Consider the following 16,763-nt stretch of genomic DNA (forward strand, 5'->3'; position numbering starts at 1 on the left):
CCTGCTCGAACATGCCGCGCTTCGGCACCAACAAGGTGCTCGACGAGCAGCAGATTAAGGACGTGATGGCCTATCTGTTCGATCCCGAGTCGCCGGTGAACAAATAGACCGAAAGCTGATCTGCACCGGCCTCAGCCGGCCGCGGCCTGGGCGACGATCTTCTCGAAGATCGGGTCAAGCTCGCGGCCGAGTGCCTTTATCGCCTCTCCGTCATAGCGCCCGAAGACGGTGCTCGGCAGGTGGTAGCGAATGCTCGAAGTGCCGTCGGGTTCCTCGACCAGATGCAGGCGCACCGGCGCCTCGATGCCGGCATCGATATTCGCCTCCAGCATCCGCACCGCGAAGTCGTTGCGAAAGATTCCGAGGACCACGTCGCCTCGGATCGTGACACCGCGCGACTTAGCGCCATCGCTAGCGGACGCGCGCGCCACCACGTTCATGCCGGCGCTCTTGATCGCCTCCTGCGTCCTGGCTTCGAGCGTCGCGAAACTGGCGGCGCTACGCACGACGCGATATCCGGTATCGCCTTGCGACAGCGCTCTCCCAGGGTGGATTGCCACCGCCGATGCGAGGAATGACAGCGCCAGGATATGCCTGCGATCGCAAGAAGTCGTCATGGGAAGGCCTCGCGCATGGACAACGCGCCCTTCGGCCCTGCCTAGCCCAGCATTTGGTCGATACCCGCACACCATCCCGTGAGGCGGCGTCGCCAACGGTAGACGTCACTGTTTCGTGACTTCACCGCGAGCCGACCTTGACCAAGGTCGGTAGCAGCGGGGGGATGCCACGATGTCGATGATCACTCCAACCATGGAGGGCCCGCACCAACCTGTGCAGAGTTTGCGGCCGCAAGGCGTGATCGTAGCAGTCGCACTCATTACTCTGGGTTCGATCGTCGGAATGGCGAGCAACCATGACGAGACGGCTCGCGTTCCGCTGCTAGGGCTCGTCGGTGGCGGGCTCGGCTTTGTGCTCTTTCAGGCGACCTTCGGCTTTGCCGGCAGCTTTCGGGCAGCACTGGAACAACGCGACTTCTCCGGTTTTCGCGCCCAGGCCCTGGCGCTGGCGCTGACGAGCGCGGTCTTTTTCCCGCTGCTGGCGCAGGGCAATGTTTTCGGGCTCGCGCTCGCCGGCTTCGTCACGCCGATCGGCGTCTCCTTCGTCATCGGCGCCGTGCTGTTTGGAGCGGGCATGCAGATCGGTGGCGGCTGCGCCTCGGGAACCCTGTTCGCGCTCGGCGGTGGCAACGCCCGGCTCGTCATGACGCTCGCCTTTTTCGTCTTCGGTTCTGCGGTCGGAGCCGCGCATCTGGGATTCTGGTGGCCTTTGCCGAGGTGGAACAGTGGCACGATGCAGGACTGGCTCGGCTGGCCGGCGGCGCTCGCCGTGCATCTGGCGATCTTCGGCGCCGTGATGCGCGCCATCCCGGCTCCGTCCCCGACCCGCCGGAGGCCGAGCCTGCGCAGCCTCGTGCTTGAACCCTGGCCGTTGGCCTGGGGCGCCTTCGGGCTCGCCGCCATGAGCGTTGCGACACTGCTGCTTGCCGGACGCCCCTGGGGAGAGACCGCCGGCTTCACGCTCTGGGGATCGAAGATCGCCGGCGCGATCGGGTTCGACCCGGGGTCATGGCCGTACTGGCAGGGACAGCAGGCCTCGCTCTCGGCCAGCCTGTTTGCGGACATCACCTCGGTCATGGATTTCGGCATCGTCGCCGGCGCCATGCTGGCCGCAGGCCTGAGCGCGCGCTTTGCCGTGCGATCGGGCGGTGGCGCGCGCGCCTGGCTCGCCGCCGCCCTAGGCGGCTTCCTGATGGGCTACGGCGCCAGGCTCTCCGATGGCTGCAACATCGGCGCCTATTTCTCGGCCTTGGCGTCGGGCAGCCTGTCGGGCTGGGTCTGGGTCGCGGCGGCCTTTCTCGGCAGCATCATCGGGTTGCGTTTGCGCCCCATCTTTGGTCTCGCCTGAGCCGGCCCGTCAGCCCATCTGCACATGGGCGGAGACACGACCGCTCTGGTAGCGCTTCTCCCGGACGGCGCGGAACAGAGCCAGAAACGCCGCCGGATCGGGCAGGCTCGGCATCCTGGCGACCTCGCGCGCCACAGGGGCCCTCGACGCCAGGCCCTCCGTCGTCTCCGGAAAGAACTGGATCGACGGCGTTCCTTCGATCGCGTAGCGGGCGGCGAAGGCTTTTTCGCCGAGCCTGGTGCCGTCGAAATCGGTCACCGGACGCTGGCCGAGAATGTTGAGATGCAGAATCTCGAAATTCTCGCGGATGTAGCGTTCCGTCTGCGGGTCGGCGAGATGGACCTCGTGCATCCGCCGGCAGGCCGGGCAGCCCTTGAGCCCCCAGAGAATGGCGAAGCGCTTGCCGGCTGCGGTCGCAGCCATGACGTCCTCGCCGAGGTCGAGAAAGCTCTCGAGATACCAGTCCAGCTTGTAGAGCCCGTCCTCGCCCAGGGTCGCCCGCGCGGAGGCGGCCCCCGGAAGGGCCGTCGCCAGACCGGCGGCGAGGATTGTGCGACGGGTCAGCATGGCAAAGCTCCGAAAACGGAAAAAGCCGACAGTCCTTGTCTGGCATAAACATACGAATACGACTATGTTACCGCAATGGGTTTCGTCCGTCCTCGCGCAGGCGCGCTTCTCGCGCTGTTAGGTCTCGCCGCCGCCAGCCTGGCATCGGTGACGGCCATGGCGGCCGAGCTCGTGATGTTCACGCGAGACGGCTGTCCCTGGTGCGCCCGTTTCGAGCGCGAGGTCGCGCCGGCCTATCATCTGACGCAGGAAGGCCGGCTTGCGCCGCTGCGGCGCGTCGAACTCAAGGCAGGGGGGTCAAACCTCCCCGGGCTCAGCGCGCCCGTCATCGCCGCACCGACCTTCGTGATCTTCGAGGATAGGCGGGAAATAGGCCGGATAACAGGCTATCAGGGAGACGACGCCTTCTGGGGATTGCTTGGCAAGATGCTTGCTGACATGCCTGGCCCCATTCACCGCAGCGGCACCGCCGCGAAACTGGATTGACCATGAGCGCGATCGTATCCAAGGCCCTCGAAGCCGAGCTACGCGACGGCGAGGAGTTCTCCGCCGAACTCGACATGCTGATGCGCAAGGCCCGCAAGGCGAGCGACTTTTTGAAGGCGCTCTCCCATGAAAACCGCCTGCTTCTGCTTTGCCTCCTCGCCGAGCGCGAGCGGACCGTGACCGAACTCGAGAACATTCTCTCACTGCGCCAACCGATGGTGTCGCAACAGCTGGCTCGGCTGCGGCTCGACCAACTTGTTACGACACGGCGTGACGGCAAGGCGGTCTATTACAGCCTCGCCAATGAGGATGTGCGCCGCGTGATCGCGGTTATTTACGACATCTTCTGTGGTCCGCCGAAGCCACCGGTTGCCGAGTGATGCCGGGTCGCGCGTCCCTGGTTTCGATCTGAGGGATGGGGCCGCTGCCGGGCTGGTCGATCGCGCTCGTCGGCATCGCTATCGGCGGCGCCTGTGGATTCACCGCCCGTCGCGCGCGCCTGTGCTCCTTCGGGGCGGTTGAGGATGTCTGGATCGGCGGCGACACGCGTCGGCTGCGCATCTTCGGGCTAGCACTGGGCGTAGCGCTGCTGGGCACGCAGGCAATGGTCTGGACCGGAGCCTTGAATCCCGCCCTCTCGACTTATGTCCCTAGCGCCGTGCCGTGGTTCGCGATCCTGCTGGGATCGACGCTGTTTGGCCTCGGGATGGCGCTGGTCGGCACCTGCGGGTTTGGATCGCTGATCCGGCTAGGGACCGGCGACCTGCGCAGCCTGATCGTAATGATGGTTTTCGGTGCGACCGCCTATGCGACGTTGCGGGGAATCCTCGCGCCGTTGCGCATTGACGGCCTGGAGACCATCGCGGTCGGTGTCCCCGGCGCGGTGCCGGCGGACCTCCCTTCCGTATTAGCCTGGTTGGGGGTGGGTGACCTGCGCCTGACGATCGCCGTCACCGTCGCCGCCATCCTCATTTTGGTCGTCGTCTTCGATGCGCGCTTGCGTCGATCGCCGCGCTTGATAACGGCGGGCGCCACGCTGGGTCTGGGCGTGATTGTCGGTTGGTGGGCGACCGGCGTGGCAATCGACGAGTTTGCGGCTCATGCCCGTCCCCAGAGCCTGACCTTCGTCTCACCGGTCGGGCGAGCGCTATACGCCGTGTTGACGACGCCCGAAGGCCTGTTGGACTTTGGCATCGGCTCGGTCATCGGCGTCGTTCTGGGAGCCTTCATCTCGGCCCTGTTCGATCGCGAATTCCGGTGGGAGGCCTTCGACGACCACCACGAAATGCGTCGGCATTTGGTCGGGGCGGTGATGATGGGTGGGGGCGGCATCCTCGCGGGCGGATGTACCATTGGGCAGGGCATCACGGCCGGCTCGATGATGGCGCTGTCGTGGCCCCTGGCGATCATCGGCATGATGGTCGGCGCGCGCCTGGGCATCGCCTACCTGATGGAAGGCTCGATCCGCCAGATCTTCCGACACTGATGGCTCATCGTCCTCCCGATCAGCCAAAGACGGCCGCGTACCCCCGCACGACCACGTAGACGCCGACGATCGCCACGATCGAGGCGAAGACACGCGATAGCATCGACTTGCTGCCCGAGAGACGCTGGGCAAGCAGCGTCCCGCCGATGCCGCCGGCGACGCCGCCGGCGACGAAGAGAGCGGCGATACGCCAGTCGACCAGACCCGACAGCGCATAGGACACGGCGGTTGTGATCCCGAAGGCTGTCACGGCCACGAGCGACGATCCGATGGCCATGATCATCGGCATGCGCGCCGCCCCCATCATTCCGGGCACGATCAGGAAGCCGCCACCGATGCCGAAGAAGCCGGACATTGCGCCGACGAGCCCGCCCATGCCGAGCAGCCGCGGCAGCAGCTTCGATGCCGTCGTACGTCCAAGCGGCTGGAAGGCCGCGCCGTCACCGCCCTTGCGGACGAACATCATAATCGCGATCACGATCATCAGCACCCCGAACAGGAGCAGTAGCTTCTGGCCGTCGAAGCTCTTGCCAATGGTCGAGCCGACCGCGGCTCCTGCGATGCCGGCAGCTGAGAAGACCAGCGCGCAAGGCCACCGGACATTGCCGGCACGGGCGTGTCCGAGCAGATTGGCGAAGGCGCTGAGCGCAACTGCGACCGCGCTCGTCCCGATTGCCACATGAGGGGACGCGACACCGACGACATAGACCAGCAGCGGCACGGCGAGGATCGAACCGCCGCCGCCGATGAGGCCGAGTACGAAGCCGACCAGCGAGCCGGAGCCGACCGATGCGATATCGGGTCCGATGTTCATGCCACGAGTTCCGGCTTGGCCATCCATTCGCGACCGCGCAGCATCGCCTTCCAGTAGATCGGCGGCAGCATCCGCTCCTTGAGAAGCCAGGCCAGATGCGTCGGCTTGGTGCCGTCGAGCATCCAGCCGGGAAAGCTCGGAAGGAGCTTACCGCCATAGCCGAACTCGGCGAGCACGATCTTTCCGCGTTCGACGGTCAGAGGGCACGATCCGTAGCCGTCGTAATTGGCGTCCCGCTCGCCGCCATGGCCAAGGTCGCGCAGCAGGTTGTGTGCGACGACGGGGGCCTGCTTGCGCGCCGCAGCAGCGGTTTTTGCATTGGGCGTATTGGCGACGTCGCCGAGCGCATAGACGCCGGCAAGCGTTTTGTGACGAAGCGTCGCCTGGTCGACATCGACCCAGCCAGCGCTGTCGGCGAGCGGCGAGACGCGCACGAAATCCGGGGCGACCTGAGGAGGGACGACATGGATCATGTCGAAATCGGTTTCGACCGCCGATCGTGTGCCGTCGGCTTCTGACTTCGAGAACCAGGCCCGCTTTTTCTCGCCGTCGATCCGGGTCAATGTGTGCTGGAAGTGGAGTTGGGCCTGATAGCGCTCGATATAGGCCATCAGCGCGGGGACGTACTCCTTCACGCCGAACAGCACCGCCCCGGCATTGAAGAAGTCGATATCGATGTCCTTGAGCAGGCCCTGACGGTACCAATGGTCGGCCGAGAGGTAGAGTGCCTTCTGAGGCGCGCCGGCACATTTGATCGGCATTGGCGGCTGCGTGAAGACGGCGCGCCCACGCTTGAGGGACTGAACTAGCTCCCACGTGTAGGGCGCGAGATCATAGCGGTAGTTGGAGGTGACGCCATTCCGGCCAAGCGTTTCGGACAGGCCCTCGATACCAGCCCAATTCAGCTTCAGCCCCGCGGCAACCACGAGCGCCCGATAGGTGACCACCCGGCAGCCTTCCAGGATGACGGCGTTTTTCTGCGGCTCGAATGCGGCGACAGCGGCCTTGATCCAGCGCACGCCGGCAGGGATGAGCGATGCCATGGTTTTCGCCGTTGTGGCGGGATCGAAAATCCCGCCACCCACCATTGTCCAGCCAGGCTGGTAATAGTGGACGTCGGCAGGCTCGATGATGGCAATGTCCAGTTCCGGCCGACGCGCCTTCAAGCTCGCGGCGAGCGCGATGCCAGCGGCACCGCCACCGATGATGACGACCTCGGCATGTGCATCGACCGTCTCGGTCCCGACAAGTCCCTTGCCTGCGATGCGGCGCGCGACACCGTTCATGTCGAAGCCCGCCGCTTTCGTCGCCGACAGGATCTCAGGCAGGGGGAGGCCACGTGCACCCTCCACAAGAGACCACAAGGTCGCCGATCGCGTGCCCGTGCGACAATAGGCGATGGTCGGTTTCGGCAGGGCATCCATCAGCGCACGAAATGACGATGCGTCTTCGTCGCTGACCTTCCCGGATACGACAGGCAGGTACACCGCTGAGAGGCCGGCGATCTTGGCTTGCGCTTCGATCTCGGCGAAGACCGGCTGGTCGGCTCCTTCGCCGTCCGGGCGATTGCAGATGATCGACTTGAAGCCTGCCGCTGCAATTTCGGCGATTTGCGAGGACAAGATTTGTTCAGAGACCGACAGCTGGTCGGTGATTGCCTTGATCTGCATGGGTTGTCCTCCCTAGGTCGGGCTTCTATTTTTGGGTCGGCTGTGTCTGACGACCTTATTGGCCGACGACCTTCACCGCCGGATCGGCGATCATGGCGGCGACATCCTGCGGGCGAGCGACGCTCACACCCACCATCAGAGCGTCCACCTGGAGTTTGCGGTTGGGCAGGTAGATGGCGCAGACCTGCACTGTTCCACCCTTGGTGATGAGCCCCTCCAGCAGCGAGCGCACCGTCATCCCCTGGGGGGTTACGGCCTTCGTCGCCGCTGCCGGGACGGCTTTCAGGACGATGTCGCCGGCTTCGCCGCAGAGGAGCATGTGGACACCGTGTCCGCTCGCCTGCAGCTGATTTGCGAGCACCAGATTGAAGGCCTGAGCCTCCGCGGCCGGTGCACTCAGCAGCATCAGCATCTTTTGACCGGCGACAGCTGGGGAGGCCATCAGCGCCGTGGCCAGCACTGCCGTCGAAACGGCCTTGGAAACGGGTGTCATTTGTGTGTCCTTGAAGGTCGAGGGATGGGGAGCGGCAGAACAACCTGTCGCGGAGCGCCGACGATCATTTCTCGCCGATCGGGAACTTCGACCGGTCGAGCGTGTATCCCCATGGCAAGCCGGAGTTCTTCCAGCCATCGACACGACGCCAGTTCTTCTGCGGACCGTCCTTGATCGTGTCGCCTTCGAAGCCGTCGACGACGACGTAGACGCTGGAAAAGCCCCTACCCCACAGCGCCTTGGCCGAGGGCGCGCCCCTCTCGCCACCTGAACGGCACATCAGCAGGATGGGCGTGTCCTTGCCGAGGCCGCGGTCGGTCAGGGCCTTGGCGATCTTCTCGGCAAAGGCGGGATCGCGCTCCACCTGATAGACGGAGCGCTGTTCGTTCCATTTCGACAGGTTCGCCGACATGAACGGCACGACGACGTCGACGGTCGGCGCAAAGCCGGTGAACATGATCTCGATCGGGTCGCGGACATCAACCAGAAGGACCTTGTCGCCCTGAGCCTGCTTCATGGCGAAGGCCTCCCGGGAATCCACATAGAGCTTCCAGGGCGTCTGGCGGTCGGGGTTGACAGGCTCCGGAGCGGCATGGGCAGACGCCATGCCCTGGAGGCTTACGGCAACAAGCATCACAATGCCCTTAACCATGGCGGGCCCTTTCAATTAGAATGGCGGGATGGTTTGGTCGCTCCAAGCGCCCGTTGCAGGACTTCGCGCCCCGCTTGCGGATCGTATGGCTCCGACACGAGAGGGTGGGTCGGGACGACGTTAGGCAACATTGCGGGTACTGAAATACCAATCCGTCGTGTCGAATCCCTGGGTGCTACGTCGCCTTGCCTCCTCCGCCGTCTTGGGCGGTGGCACGATCACGCTCTCACCTTTTGTCCACCCCTCAGGCGTCGCGATCTTGTGCAGATCGCTCGTTTGAAGCGCGCCAACCAGGCGCAGGATTTCCAGCACCGAGCGCCCGTTGCTCATGGGGTAATAGAGCATGGCACGCAGGACGCCCTGAGGGTCGATGACGAAGGTCGCGCGCACAGCGGAGGTGTCACTGGCACCGGGCTGCACCATGCCGTAGGCGTGCGCGACAGTCATCGACAGGTCTTCGATGATCGGGAAGCGAACCTCGACCCCGAATTTCTCCTCGATGTTTCTGAGCCACGCGATGTGCGCGTAGACGCTGTCGATCGACAGACCCAGCAACTCGCAATCGAGCGCCTGGAATGCCGCATGATGGCGAGCAAACGCGACGAACTCGGTCGTGCAGACGGGCGTGAAATCGGCAGGATGCGAGAACAGAACAAGCCATTTGCCAAGGTAGTCGGTCAATGATCGCGGCCCATCGGTGGTCTGTGCCGCGAAATGGGGAGCCGGGCGATTGATCCCAGGCAGGCCCGCAGTGAAATCGAACGCCGTCATGCTGGTCATGTCCTTCGGGTTGATCGTCACAGCGCGTTCACCGGCACCTTGAGGAACACCTTGCCGCTCTCATCGGGCGGGGGCAGCGCGCCGGCGCGCATGTTCACCTGCAAGGAGGGGATGATCAGCTTCGGCATCGCCAGCGTGGCATCGCGGGCCTCGCGGGTTTTGACGAACTCGTCCTCACTGATGCCGTCGCGGACATGGATGTTGTGGGCGCGCTGCTCGGCGACCGTGGTTTCCCAGCGGATCTCGCGCCCGTTGGGGCCGTAGTCGTGGCACATGAACAGCCGCATCGCGGGCGGCAGATCGAGCACGCGCCGGATCGAACGATAGAGCGTGCGGGCATCCCCGCCGGGGAAATCGGCGCGGGCCGACCCGCCGTCGGGCATGAACAGCGTATCGCCGACGAAGGCTGCATCGCCGATGACATGCGTCATGCAGGCGGGGGTGTGGCCGGGCGTGTGCATCGCGAAGGCGCGTAGCGAACCGATGGTGTAGCTGTCGCCATCCTCGAATAGGCGGTCGAACTGGCTGCCGTCGCGCTGGAACTCGGTGCCTTCGTTAAAGACCTTGCCAAAGGTGTCCTGAACGATGGTGATGTTCTCGCCGATGCCGATCTTGCCGCCGAGCTTGCCCTGGATGTAAGGCGCGCCCGAGAGGTGGTCGGCGTGCACATCGGTCTCGATCAACCATTCGAGCGCAAGGCCATGTGTCTCGACAAATGAGATGATCGCGTCGGCGGATTCATACGAGATGCGCCCGGCCGCGTAGTCGATGTCCATCACGGAATCGATGATGGCGCAGGCGTTGGAGCCAGGGTCCTTGACGACATAGCTGACGGTGTTGGTGGGGGCGTCGAAGAAAGCCGTAACCTCGGGCTTCACGGCGAGATCGACGGCGTGCGGAATGTGCGGCATGGCTGGCCTCGCGGGCTGACTGTGGCGACGTGGAGATTGTTGCGCTCAATGGGCGGCGGGACGCCGCCCACAACCAAAGCTCAAGGCCTGACGAGCGGACAGGTTCTGATGCCCAGCAGCGTGTAGGCGGGGCAGAAGCGGAAGGCCGCCGTCCCCAGCATGACCAGTCCCCCGGCCGTCAGCGCGTATTTCCAGGCACCCCAGGGCGCGACCATATCTGCGACGGGAGGAACGAAGACGGCGGCGACGAGCACCGCACCCAGTATGAAACGCAAGGTGCGATCCAGTGTGCCGACATTGGTAATGACTCTCTCCCGTGAATGACGATGGCCCCGCCATTAACATTCGAGAATTCGCATGTGTCAATTAAAATAATCACTCGGAATGATTATTTTGTCGCAATCATCCCGCTGACGACCGGGGCTGCCTCAAATTCGATGGGGAGCCCCGAATCAACGCCGCCGGCATCCTGAAGCCGCTCCAGCAGGGCGACCCGGTTAATGGCAATATCGGCAATCGTCATATCGTCGAGCACGGAGAGAAACGCTCTCAAGGCCCGCTGAATGCCGCGCGAGAGATGACAGGCGCCCAGAAGAGGGCATGTGTTGGTTTCGGAATTGAAGCACTCGACGAGCTCCAGCGGCGCCTCGGTCCAGCGAATGATCTCCCCGACCGTGATTTCCTCTGGCGGACGCGCCAATCTCATCCCGCCATTGCGGCCACGGATGGTCTCGACATAGCCGCGCCGTCCCAGCTCATGAGCAACCTTGACCAGATGCGAGCGGGAAATCCGGTGAGCACGCGCCACGTCCTCGACCGAGACGATCGCGGGAGCGCGCAGAGCCAACAGCTGGAGCGTCCGCAAGGCGAAATTGGAATACTGGGTCAGGCGCAAACGCGACCTCCTGCGACAAATAGGTACATTCCACATATTGCTTTTAGCGAGAGATCGCAATAATCATCATATCCAATACAACATTTAAGAGGCTGAGATGTTCGGTTTAGAAGCCCTCATGCTGGCGCGAATCCAATTCGCATTTACCATCAGCTTCCACATCATTTTCCCGGCGTTCTCGATCGGCCTGGCGAGTTATCTCGCGGTCCTCAACGCGCTCTGGCTGGCGACCGGGCGCCCGGTCTTCATGGACCTGTTCAACTACTGGAAGAAGATTTTCGCCGTCGCTTTCGGCATGGGCGTCGTCTCAGGCATCGTCATGAGCTACCAGTTCGGGACGAACTGGAGTGTGTTCTCTGACAAGGTCGGCCCGGTGATTGGGCCGCTGATGGGCTATGAGGTGCTCTCCGCCTTCTTCCTTGAGGCGGGCTTCCTCGGGGTCATGCTGTTTGGCCTGTCGCGTGTCGGTCCGCGTCTGCATTTCGCCGCCACGCTGATGGTCGCGCTCGGCACCTTCATGTCGGCGTTCTGGATCCTGTCGGTGAACAGCTGGATGCAGACGCCGGCCGGCTACGCCATCAATGCGGTCGGCCAGTTCGTCGTCACCGACTGGTGGGCCGTCATCTTCAACCCCTCCTTCCCCTACCGGCTCGTGCACATGGTGCTCGCCGCCTATCTGACGACGGCCTTCGTGGTCGGCGCGGTCGGGGCACTGCATGTCCTGCGCGACCGCGGCAACGAAGGCGCGCGCATCATGTTCTCGATGGCGATGTGGATGGCGGCAATCGTCGCTCCGATCCAGATCGTCGCCGGAGACATGCACGGACTGAACACGCTCGAGCATCAGCCGGCCAAGGTTATGGCGATGGAGGGACATTTCCAGAGCCATCCCGATGGCGCCCCGCTGATCCTGTTCGGCATTCCCAACAGTGCCGAGAAGCGGATCGACTACGCGATCCAGATTCCCAAGGCCTCGTCCCTGATCCTGAAGCATGACCTGAACGCGCCGCTGGCTGGGCTCGACACGATCCCCCTGCACCTGCAGCCGCCTGTCGGCGTGGTGTTCTGGAGCTTCCGCGTCATGATCGGGATCGGCTTCGCTATGCTCGGCATCGGCGCTCTCAGCCTCTATCTGCGCTGGCGTCGGAAGCTTTACGACGTCAAGCCCTTCCTGCGCGCGGCCATCGTCATGGGCCCCGCCGGCTTTGTCGCGGTGCTTGCGGGCTGGATCACCACCGAGGTCGGCCGGCAGCCCTATACGGTTTATGGCCTGCTGACGACGGCGCAGTCCGCATCCCCGATCGATGCCGCAGCCGTCGGGGCCTCTCTGATCGCCTTCATCGTCGTCTACTTCGCCCTCTTCGGCGCCGGCACCTTCTATGTTCTGCGCCTGATGAACCACCCGCCGCATGTCGCCGAGAGTGGGCTAGCGCCCGACGAGCCGGTGCGCGCCGGCGGAATCATGCCCGGCCCTGTCATGGACGCCACGGGCGCCCTGCCGGTTGCCCAGTAAAGGAGCCAGGCCACCATGCTCGACCTTCCCTTCATCTGGGCGGCGCTGATCGCCTTTGCCGTCCTCGCTTATGTCGTACTCGACGGTTTCGATCTCGGCGTCGGCATTCTTTTTCCGCTCGTCAGCGGTGAAGCCAACCGCGACGAGATGATGAACTCGGTGGCGCCGGTCTGGGATGGCAACGAGACCTGGCTCGTGCTCGGCGGCGGTGGTTTGCTCGCCGTCTTCCCACTCGCCTATGCCATCATCCTGCCGGCGCTCTATGTGCCGCTCACCGTCATGCTGCTCGGCCTGATCTTTCGGGGCGTCGCCTTCGAGTTCCGCTGGAAAACGCGTCGCGGCCAGTTTCTCTGGGACTGGTCGTTTGCCTTCGGCTCGATCGTCGCCGCCTTTGCCCAAGGCGTCGCGCTCGGCGCTTTGGTGCAGGGCATCCCCGTCGTCGGGCGCGCCTACGCCGGCGGCTGGTGGGACTGGCTGACCCCGTTCAGCCTCGTCACGGGCGTCGCGCTGGTGATCGGTTACGCCCTGCTCGGGGCCACATGGCTGATCCTGAAGACCGAGAACCATGTCCAGCGCCGTGCCTATGACATCGCCTTTTGGGCAGCGCCGGCCACACTTCTGCTGATCGGCGCGGTCAGCGCATGGACGCCGACCCTGAACGCCAGCTATCTCGAACGGTGGCTGGTCTGGCCTCAGATCCTACTGGTCGGCCCCGTGCCGTTGGTCGTGATCGGGCTGGGCTTCGTCCTGCTGCGGGGCTTGACCCAAAGACGTGAACTCAGCCCCTTCCTGGCAACCCTGGGACTGTTCGTGCTCTGCTTCATCGGCCTGGGCATCAGCTTCTACCCGCACATAGTGCCCAACAGCGTGACCATCTGGGAGGCGGCAGCGCCGGATAACTCGCTGTCCTTCCTGCTGGTCGGTGCGGTCGTTCTGATCCCGCTGATCCTAGCCTACACGGCCTATTCCTATTGGGTCTTCCGAGGGAAGGTGAATGCAGTCGGAGGCTATCACTGATGGCCGCCGGCAACAGTAATGCGGCCGACAAGCCCCGGGCGCTCGCGCGCCTGGGCTGGTTCGTGGTCTATTGGGCCGCCGGCGTCCTAAGTCTGACCGTCGTCGGCCTCGCCATCCGCTGGGCGCTCATGATTTGAGCTCTGGCCAACGGGAGCTATAGATCGCGCGCGCCGGTTGATCTCGCGATAGAGCGCCTCCGGCGAAACACCGAGTTCGGCTGCGAGACGCGCCCTCGCGCCTCGGATAGCCACAGTGGCGCCGTTCAGGCTTAGCCAGGCGTCCAGGCGTTCGGCCACGGTCTTCAACGTCAGCAATTCAGCGCGCAGCCGGGCGGCCTGTACCTCTCGGGCGAGATGCTCGGCCCACCATCGCGCGAATTCCGGTTCCCGCGAGAGACGCTCGCGAACCGCTGCGATACGAATGCCGAGCGTCTCCGTCGCCACCTCAGCTCGGCCGTCGCAGTGATAACGCTCAGAAAACAGCGAAGCTTCCGCCAGCGGCGATCCGGCCTGTGCCCGCTGCAGGACGAGGTCGCTACCCTGCAGCGTTTGGCGCACCAGATGAACGCGCCCCCTTCACGACGATGTGGAGCCAGTGGATCGGCTCCCCCCGACAAAACAGCAGCGCGCCTGCCGCGAAGTGCCGGCGGCGCAGATCGGTGACTGCAAACTGGGTCTCGAACTGCTCCAACATGATCGTGATCATGCAACGCAGCGCTCGGATATGCCAAACAAGTCTCGCAAACCGAGGGTTTCCCTTGCGCTCCTCCACCGCCATCGTCGCCGCTATGCTCCTGATGCCTGTGTCCGTGACAGCACAGCCAACAAGCCCATCCGCAGGCTCGCCCTTGGAGGTGCATGGCAGCTTTCGACGCCTTGCCCATACGGGCGATACGTCAGCGCAAGTGACGCTCGACGCACTCCGTATCGGGCCCGGAGTGTGGGGAGTCGGCGCATTGGCTGGCCTTTCAGGCGAGATCGTCGTTGTGGATGGACGCGTCTTGGTTTCGCGCGGCAGCGATCCTCAGGGGCGGACCAGCCCTGCGAATGCCTCGGACGCCGCAGCGCTCTATGCGGGCGCAATCGTCGCGAGTTGGCATGAACGCGTTGTGCCTGAGACGATGACCCGCGCGGCGTTCGAGCGCTTCGTTGAGGCCAGCGCCCTCGATATCGGCCTGCCCCCGGACGCACCCTTCGCCTTCCGTCTCGAAGGGACGTTGCCTTCTCTCACCTGGCATGTCGTCACGGGGCAGCCTGCAAGCGCAGCGGCGACCCTCGGCCATGGAGCCGGACATGGCGGAACTCATGCCAACAAGCATGCCGGCATGCATGTGCATAAAGAGTCAGGCAGCGTCGGCATGCTCGTTGGCATCTACAGCGGCGCGGCGCTGGAAGGTGTCGTCACACATCCCAAGGAGCGCTTTCACCTCCATGTGGTCGACCCAAGCCTGACCCGCTCCGGCCATGTCGACGACTACAGTGTCAGTGCCGGCGCGGTCCTCTATCTGCCACGCACTCGTTAATTTGCCACGTCAATCCTGCTTAGGACGCCTTGGCGAGCACCCGGTCATGCAGCAGCATGCCTGCGATCATCGCCGCGATGAACAGTAAAACCGGCGGCAGGCCCGTCGTCAGAGCCGACAGCGCCGGCCCGGGACAGAAGCCGGCCAGCCCCCAGCCGATGCCGAACAGCACCGAACCGCCGACCAGGCGGGCGTCGATGTCGGTCCGCTCGGGGATGTGGAACTGCGTATCGAGGACGGGCCTGGGCAGGCGACGCTGGATCGCGACGGCGATGAAGGCGACGCATACCGCTCCGCCCAGCACGAACATCAGGCTCGGATCCCAGTGACCGCTGGCGATGTCGAGGAACCCGATGACACGGGCGGGATCGACCATGCCCGACAGCGACAGGCCGAAGCCGAACAGCGTGCCGGCCAGAAGCGACACGGCGACACGAGCGATGGCGAGCGGGCTCATGACAACAATCCCGTAAGGGTGGCGGTGGCGACGCCAGCGAGGAGGAAGCTGGCGGTCGCGACCATCGAGCGCTTCGAGAGCCGCGCCAGCCCGAGGATGCCGTGACCGGAGGTGCAGCCGGAGCCCATCCGCGTGCCGATGCCGACGATCAGCCCGGCCAGGATGACGACCGGCCAGGAGGCGGACACCGTCATCGCCGGGAGCGCGCCATGGGCCACCGCATAGAGGGCCGGACCGGCCAGGAGACCGACGACGAAAGCGCCGTTGGCCCACGCCTGATGGCCACCGAGCAGGCGCCCGACGATGCCGCTGATGCCGGCGATGCGGCCGTTGAGCAGCAGCAGCAGACCGGCCGAAAGGCCCAGCACCATGCCGCCGAACAGGGAAGGCCAATAGGCGCTCATGAGACGTCGTCCTTCTGACAGAAGATGGCGTAGAGCGCCGCGATCAGTTGCGAGGCCTTCTGCTGGGTGAGGCGGTAGAAGATCTGCTTGCCGTCCCGGCGCGGCTCGGCGACCCCGTTTTCCCTGAGGATGCCGAGTTGCTGCGACAGCGTCGGTTGGTGGATGTCGAGCAGCCGCTCCAGCTCGCCGACGGAGAATTCCCCTTCCGCCAGCTTGCAGGCGAGCATCAGGCGAATTGGATGGGCCATCACCTTGAGCAAGGCGGCGACCTCCTCGGCCCGCGCGGCCATCTCGTGGCGTGCATCGGCCTCAATGGGAGACGCGGCGCCGCTCACCAGACCGCTCCCGGCAAGGCGTCGAGCGGAATCTTGAGATAGCGCCGCCCGTCATCCTCGGGCTCCGGCAGGCGGCCGCCGCGAAGATTGACCTGGAGCGAGGGCAGGATCAGCTTTGGCATCGGCAGCGTCGCGTCGCGGGCCTCGCGCAGGGCAATGAAGCGCTCCTGCGTCATATCGACGAGATGGGCATTGCTGCGCTTCTGCTCGCCGACGGTGCTCTCCCAGCGCGCATGACGCCCTTTCGGTTCGTAGTCATGCCCGGTGAACAGCCGCGTCTCGTCGGGCAGCGCCAGGATGTCCTGGATCGAGGCCCACAGCGCCCTGGCGCTGCCGCCGGGGAAATCCGCCCTTGCCGTGCCGGAGTCGGGCATGAAGATCGTGTCATGGATGAAGGCGGCGTCGCCGATGACATAGGTCACGGAAGCCAGAGTGTGCCCTGGCGAGAACATCACCCGAGCCTCGATCCCGCCCAGCTTGAAGCTGTCCCCTTCAGCGAACAGGCGATCCCATTGCGAGCCGTCGGTCTTCAGAGCAGGCCAGTTGTAAAGACGCTGCCAAAGCTGCTGGACCTGCGTGACGCGGGCCCCGATCGCCGTGGGCGCACCCGTCTTCTGCTTGAGATAATGGGCCGCCGAGAAATGGTCGGCATGGGGATGGGTGTCGAGGATCCACTCGACCGTCAGCCCCTGCTCCGCCACGAAGGAGAGGATCGCGTCGGCATGGGTGGTGCGCGTCGCGCCCGACTTCTCGTCGAAATCATGCACCGGGTCGATGATCGCGCAGCAATGCGTCG

At 64.6% G+C, this 16,763-nt stretch carries 23 protein-coding genes and 1 pseudogene; 9 read left to right on the forward strand and 15 right to left on the reverse strand.

Annotated features, from left to right (window positions below):
• Positions 1 to 107 (forward strand): annotated as a pseudogene (locus AX750_RS26835) (sulfur oxidation c-type cytochrome SoxX); the annotation flags it as partial.
• Positions 108 to 131: 24 nt separating this feature from the next.
• On the opposite strand, the gene AX750_RS26435 reads toward AX750_RS26835, so the two are convergent.
• Complete coding sequence (locus tag AX750_RS26435; protein ID WP_066719119.1) at positions 132 to 506, reverse strand: DUF302 domain-containing protein; 375 nt, start codon at positions 504 to 506, stop codon at positions 132 to 134.
• Between the two features lie 394 nt (positions 507 to 900).
• Here AX750_RS26435 and AX750_RS08630 point away from each other — a divergent pair, with 394 nt between their 5' ends.
• Positions 901 to 1,965 carry a YeeE/YedE family protein gene (locus AX750_RS08630; RefSeq protein WP_197426572.1) on the forward strand — a complete coding sequence of 355 codons (1,065 nt, stop codon included), beginning with the start codon at positions 901 to 903 and terminating at the stop codon, positions 1,963 to 1,965.
• 9 nt (positions 1,966 to 1,974) lie between these two features.
• Here the strand turns inward: AX750_RS08630 and AX750_RS08635 are convergent, their stop codons facing one another.
• Positions 1,975 to 2,532, reverse strand: coding sequence for a thioredoxin family protein (locus AX750_RS08635; RefSeq protein ID WP_066719123.1), 558 nt, complete (start codon positions 2,530 to 2,532; stop codon positions 1,975 to 1,977).
• 75 nt (positions 2,533 to 2,607) lie between these two features.
• Here AX750_RS08635 and AX750_RS08640 point away from each other — a divergent pair, with 75 nt between their 5' ends.
• The 3 genes from AX750_RS08640 to AX750_RS08650 are packed head-to-tail and all read left to right on the forward strand — an operon-like array spanning position 2,608 to position 4,504.
• Complete coding sequence (locus AX750_RS08640; RefSeq protein WP_066719126.1) at positions 2,608 to 3,018, forward strand: hypothetical protein; 411 nt, start codon at positions 2,608 to 2,610, stop codon at positions 3,016 to 3,018.
• A gap of 2 nt (positions 3,019 to 3,020) precedes the next feature.
• Positions 3,021 to 3,398, forward strand: coding sequence for a metalloregulator ArsR/SmtB family transcription factor (locus tag AX750_RS08645; RefSeq protein ID WP_066719129.1), 378 nt, complete (start codon positions 3,021 to 3,023; stop codon positions 3,396 to 3,398).
• Positions 3,399 to 3,433: 35 nt separating this feature from the next.
• A complete protein-coding gene (locus AX750_RS08650; protein ID WP_066719132.1) occupies positions 3,434 to 4,504 on the forward strand; it encodes a YeeE/YedE family protein in 1,071 nt (356 codons plus the stop codon).
• A 19-nt stretch (positions 4,505 to 4,523) separates the two neighbouring features.
• On the opposite strand, the gene AX750_RS08655 is transcribed toward AX750_RS08650, so the two are convergent.
• The 8 genes from AX750_RS08655 to AX750_RS08690 form a co-directional block, all read right to left on the reverse strand.
• Positions 4,524 to 5,318, reverse strand: coding sequence for a sulfite exporter TauE/SafE family protein (locus tag AX750_RS08655; RefSeq protein WP_066719135.1), 795 nt, complete (start codon positions 5,316 to 5,318; stop codon positions 4,524 to 4,526).
• Positions 5,315 to 6,988: a bifunctional protein tyrosine phosphatase family protein/NAD(P)/FAD-dependent oxidoreductase gene (locus tag AX750_RS08660; RefSeq protein WP_067253875.1), complete on the reverse strand. Its 1,674-nt coding sequence runs from the start codon at positions 6,986 to 6,988 to the stop codon at positions 5,315 to 5,317. The genes AX750_RS08655 and AX750_RS08660 overlap by 4 nt, the downstream gene beginning before the upstream one ends.
• A gap of 55 nt (positions 6,989 to 7,043) precedes the next feature.
• A complete protein-coding gene (locus AX750_RS08665; protein ID WP_066716045.1) occupies positions 7,044 to 7,481 on the reverse strand; it encodes a DsrE family protein in 438 nt (145 codons plus the stop codon).
• Positions 7,482 to 7,545: 64 nt separating this feature from the next.
• Positions 7,546 to 8,115, reverse strand: coding sequence for a rhodanese-like domain-containing protein (locus tag AX750_RS08670; protein ID WP_197426498.1), 570 nt, complete (start codon positions 8,113 to 8,115; stop codon positions 7,546 to 7,548).
• Positions 8,116 to 8,253: 138 nt separating this feature from the next.
• Entirely contained in the window at positions 8,254 to 8,904 is a 651-nt protein-coding gene (locus AX750_RS08675; RefSeq protein ID WP_156446395.1) for a peroxiredoxin, read from the reverse strand.
• Positions 8,905 to 8,930: 26 nt separating this feature from the next.
• Positions 8,931 to 9,824, reverse strand: coding sequence for an MBL fold metallo-hydrolase (locus tag AX750_RS08680; RefSeq protein WP_067253879.1), 894 nt, complete (start codon positions 9,822 to 9,824; stop codon positions 8,931 to 8,933).
• 80 nt (positions 9,825 to 9,904) lie between these two features.
• Positions 9,905 to 10,129, reverse strand: a complete 225-nt coding sequence (locus AX750_RS08685; protein WP_067253882.1) for a DUF2892 domain-containing protein — start codon at positions 10,127 to 10,129, stop codon at positions 9,905 to 9,907.
• 83 nt (positions 10,130 to 10,212) lie between these two features.
• Entirely contained in the window at positions 10,213 to 10,719 is a 507-nt protein-coding gene (locus AX750_RS08690; RefSeq protein ID WP_067253885.1) for an Rrf2 family transcriptional regulator, read from the reverse strand.
• A gap of 97 nt (positions 10,720 to 10,816) precedes the next feature.
• Between AX750_RS08690 and AX750_RS08695 the strand changes: the two genes are divergently transcribed.
• The 3 genes from AX750_RS08695 to AX750_RS26440 are packed head-to-tail and all read left to right on the forward strand — an operon-like array spanning position 10,817 to position 13,386.
• Positions 10,817 to 12,232, forward strand: a complete 1,416-nt coding sequence (locus tag AX750_RS08695) for a cytochrome ubiquinol oxidase subunit I (RefSeq protein ID WP_067253889.1) — start codon at positions 10,817 to 10,819, stop codon at positions 12,230 to 12,232.
• Between the two features lie 15 nt (positions 12,233 to 12,247).
• Positions 12,248 to 13,249, forward strand: coding sequence for a cytochrome d ubiquinol oxidase subunit II (cydB, locus tag AX750_RS08700; RefSeq protein WP_067253894.1), 1,002 nt, complete (start codon positions 12,248 to 12,250; stop codon positions 13,247 to 13,249).
• The gene (locus AX750_RS26440) at positions 13,249 to 13,386 is read left to right on the forward strand and encodes a DUF2474 domain-containing protein (RefSeq protein ID WP_197432804.1); all 138 of its coding nucleotides are present in this window, start codon (positions 13,249 to 13,251) and stop codon (positions 13,384 to 13,386) included. The genes cydB and AX750_RS26440 overlap by 1 nt, the downstream gene beginning before the upstream one ends.
• A 397-nt stretch (positions 13,387 to 13,783) precedes the next feature.
• Here the strand turns inward: AX750_RS26440 and AX750_RS26445 are convergent, their stop codons facing one another.
• On the reverse strand, positions 13,784 to 13,954 hold the full coding sequence (locus AX750_RS26445; RefSeq protein WP_197432805.1) for a hypothetical protein: 171 nt from the start codon (positions 13,952 to 13,954) through the stop codon (positions 13,784 to 13,786).
• 148 nt (positions 13,955 to 14,102) lie between these two features.
• On the opposite strand from AX750_RS26445, the gene AX750_RS25455 reads away from it, so the two are divergent.
• The gene (locus AX750_RS25455; RefSeq protein ID WP_245282356.1) at positions 14,103 to 14,771 is read left to right on the forward strand and encodes an acetolactate decarboxylase; all 669 of its coding nucleotides are present in this window, start codon (positions 14,103 to 14,105) and stop codon (positions 14,769 to 14,771) included.
• A 19-nt stretch (positions 14,772 to 14,790) separates the two neighbouring features.
• Here the strand turns inward: AX750_RS25455 and AX750_RS08710 are convergent, their stop codons facing one another.
• From AX750_RS08710 to AX750_RS08725, 4 genes are all read right to left on the reverse strand, one after another.
• Complete coding sequence (locus tag AX750_RS08710) at positions 14,791 to 15,228, reverse strand: YeeE/YedE family protein (RefSeq protein WP_067253901.1); 438 nt, start codon at positions 15,226 to 15,228, stop codon at positions 14,791 to 14,793.
• The gene (locus AX750_RS08715) at positions 15,225 to 15,632 is read right to left on the reverse strand and encodes a YeeE/YedE family protein (RefSeq protein ID WP_067253905.1); all 408 of its coding nucleotides are present in this window, start codon (positions 15,630 to 15,632) and stop codon (positions 15,225 to 15,227) included. The genes AX750_RS08710 and AX750_RS08715 overlap by 4 nt, the downstream gene beginning before the upstream one ends.
• Positions 15,629 to 15,922: a sulfite-sensing transcriptional repressor BigR gene (gene bigR, locus AX750_RS08720; protein ID WP_067253909.1), complete on the reverse strand. Its 294-nt coding sequence runs from the start codon at positions 15,920 to 15,922 to the stop codon at positions 15,629 to 15,631. Before bigR ends, AX750_RS08715 begins: the two co-directional genes overlap by 4 nt.
• Before the next feature lie 41 nt (positions 15,923 to 15,963).
• A partial coding sequence (locus AX750_RS08725) for an MBL fold metallo-hydrolase (protein WP_156462435.1) occupies positions 15,964 to 16,763 on the reverse strand: 800 nt, incomplete at its 5' end.

This window comes from Methylobacterium sp. CCH7-A2 (assembly GCF_001557075.1).
Classification (GTDB): domain Bacteria; phylum Pseudomonadota; class Alphaproteobacteria; order Rhizobiales; family Beijerinckiaceae; genus Allobosea; species Allobosea massiliensis.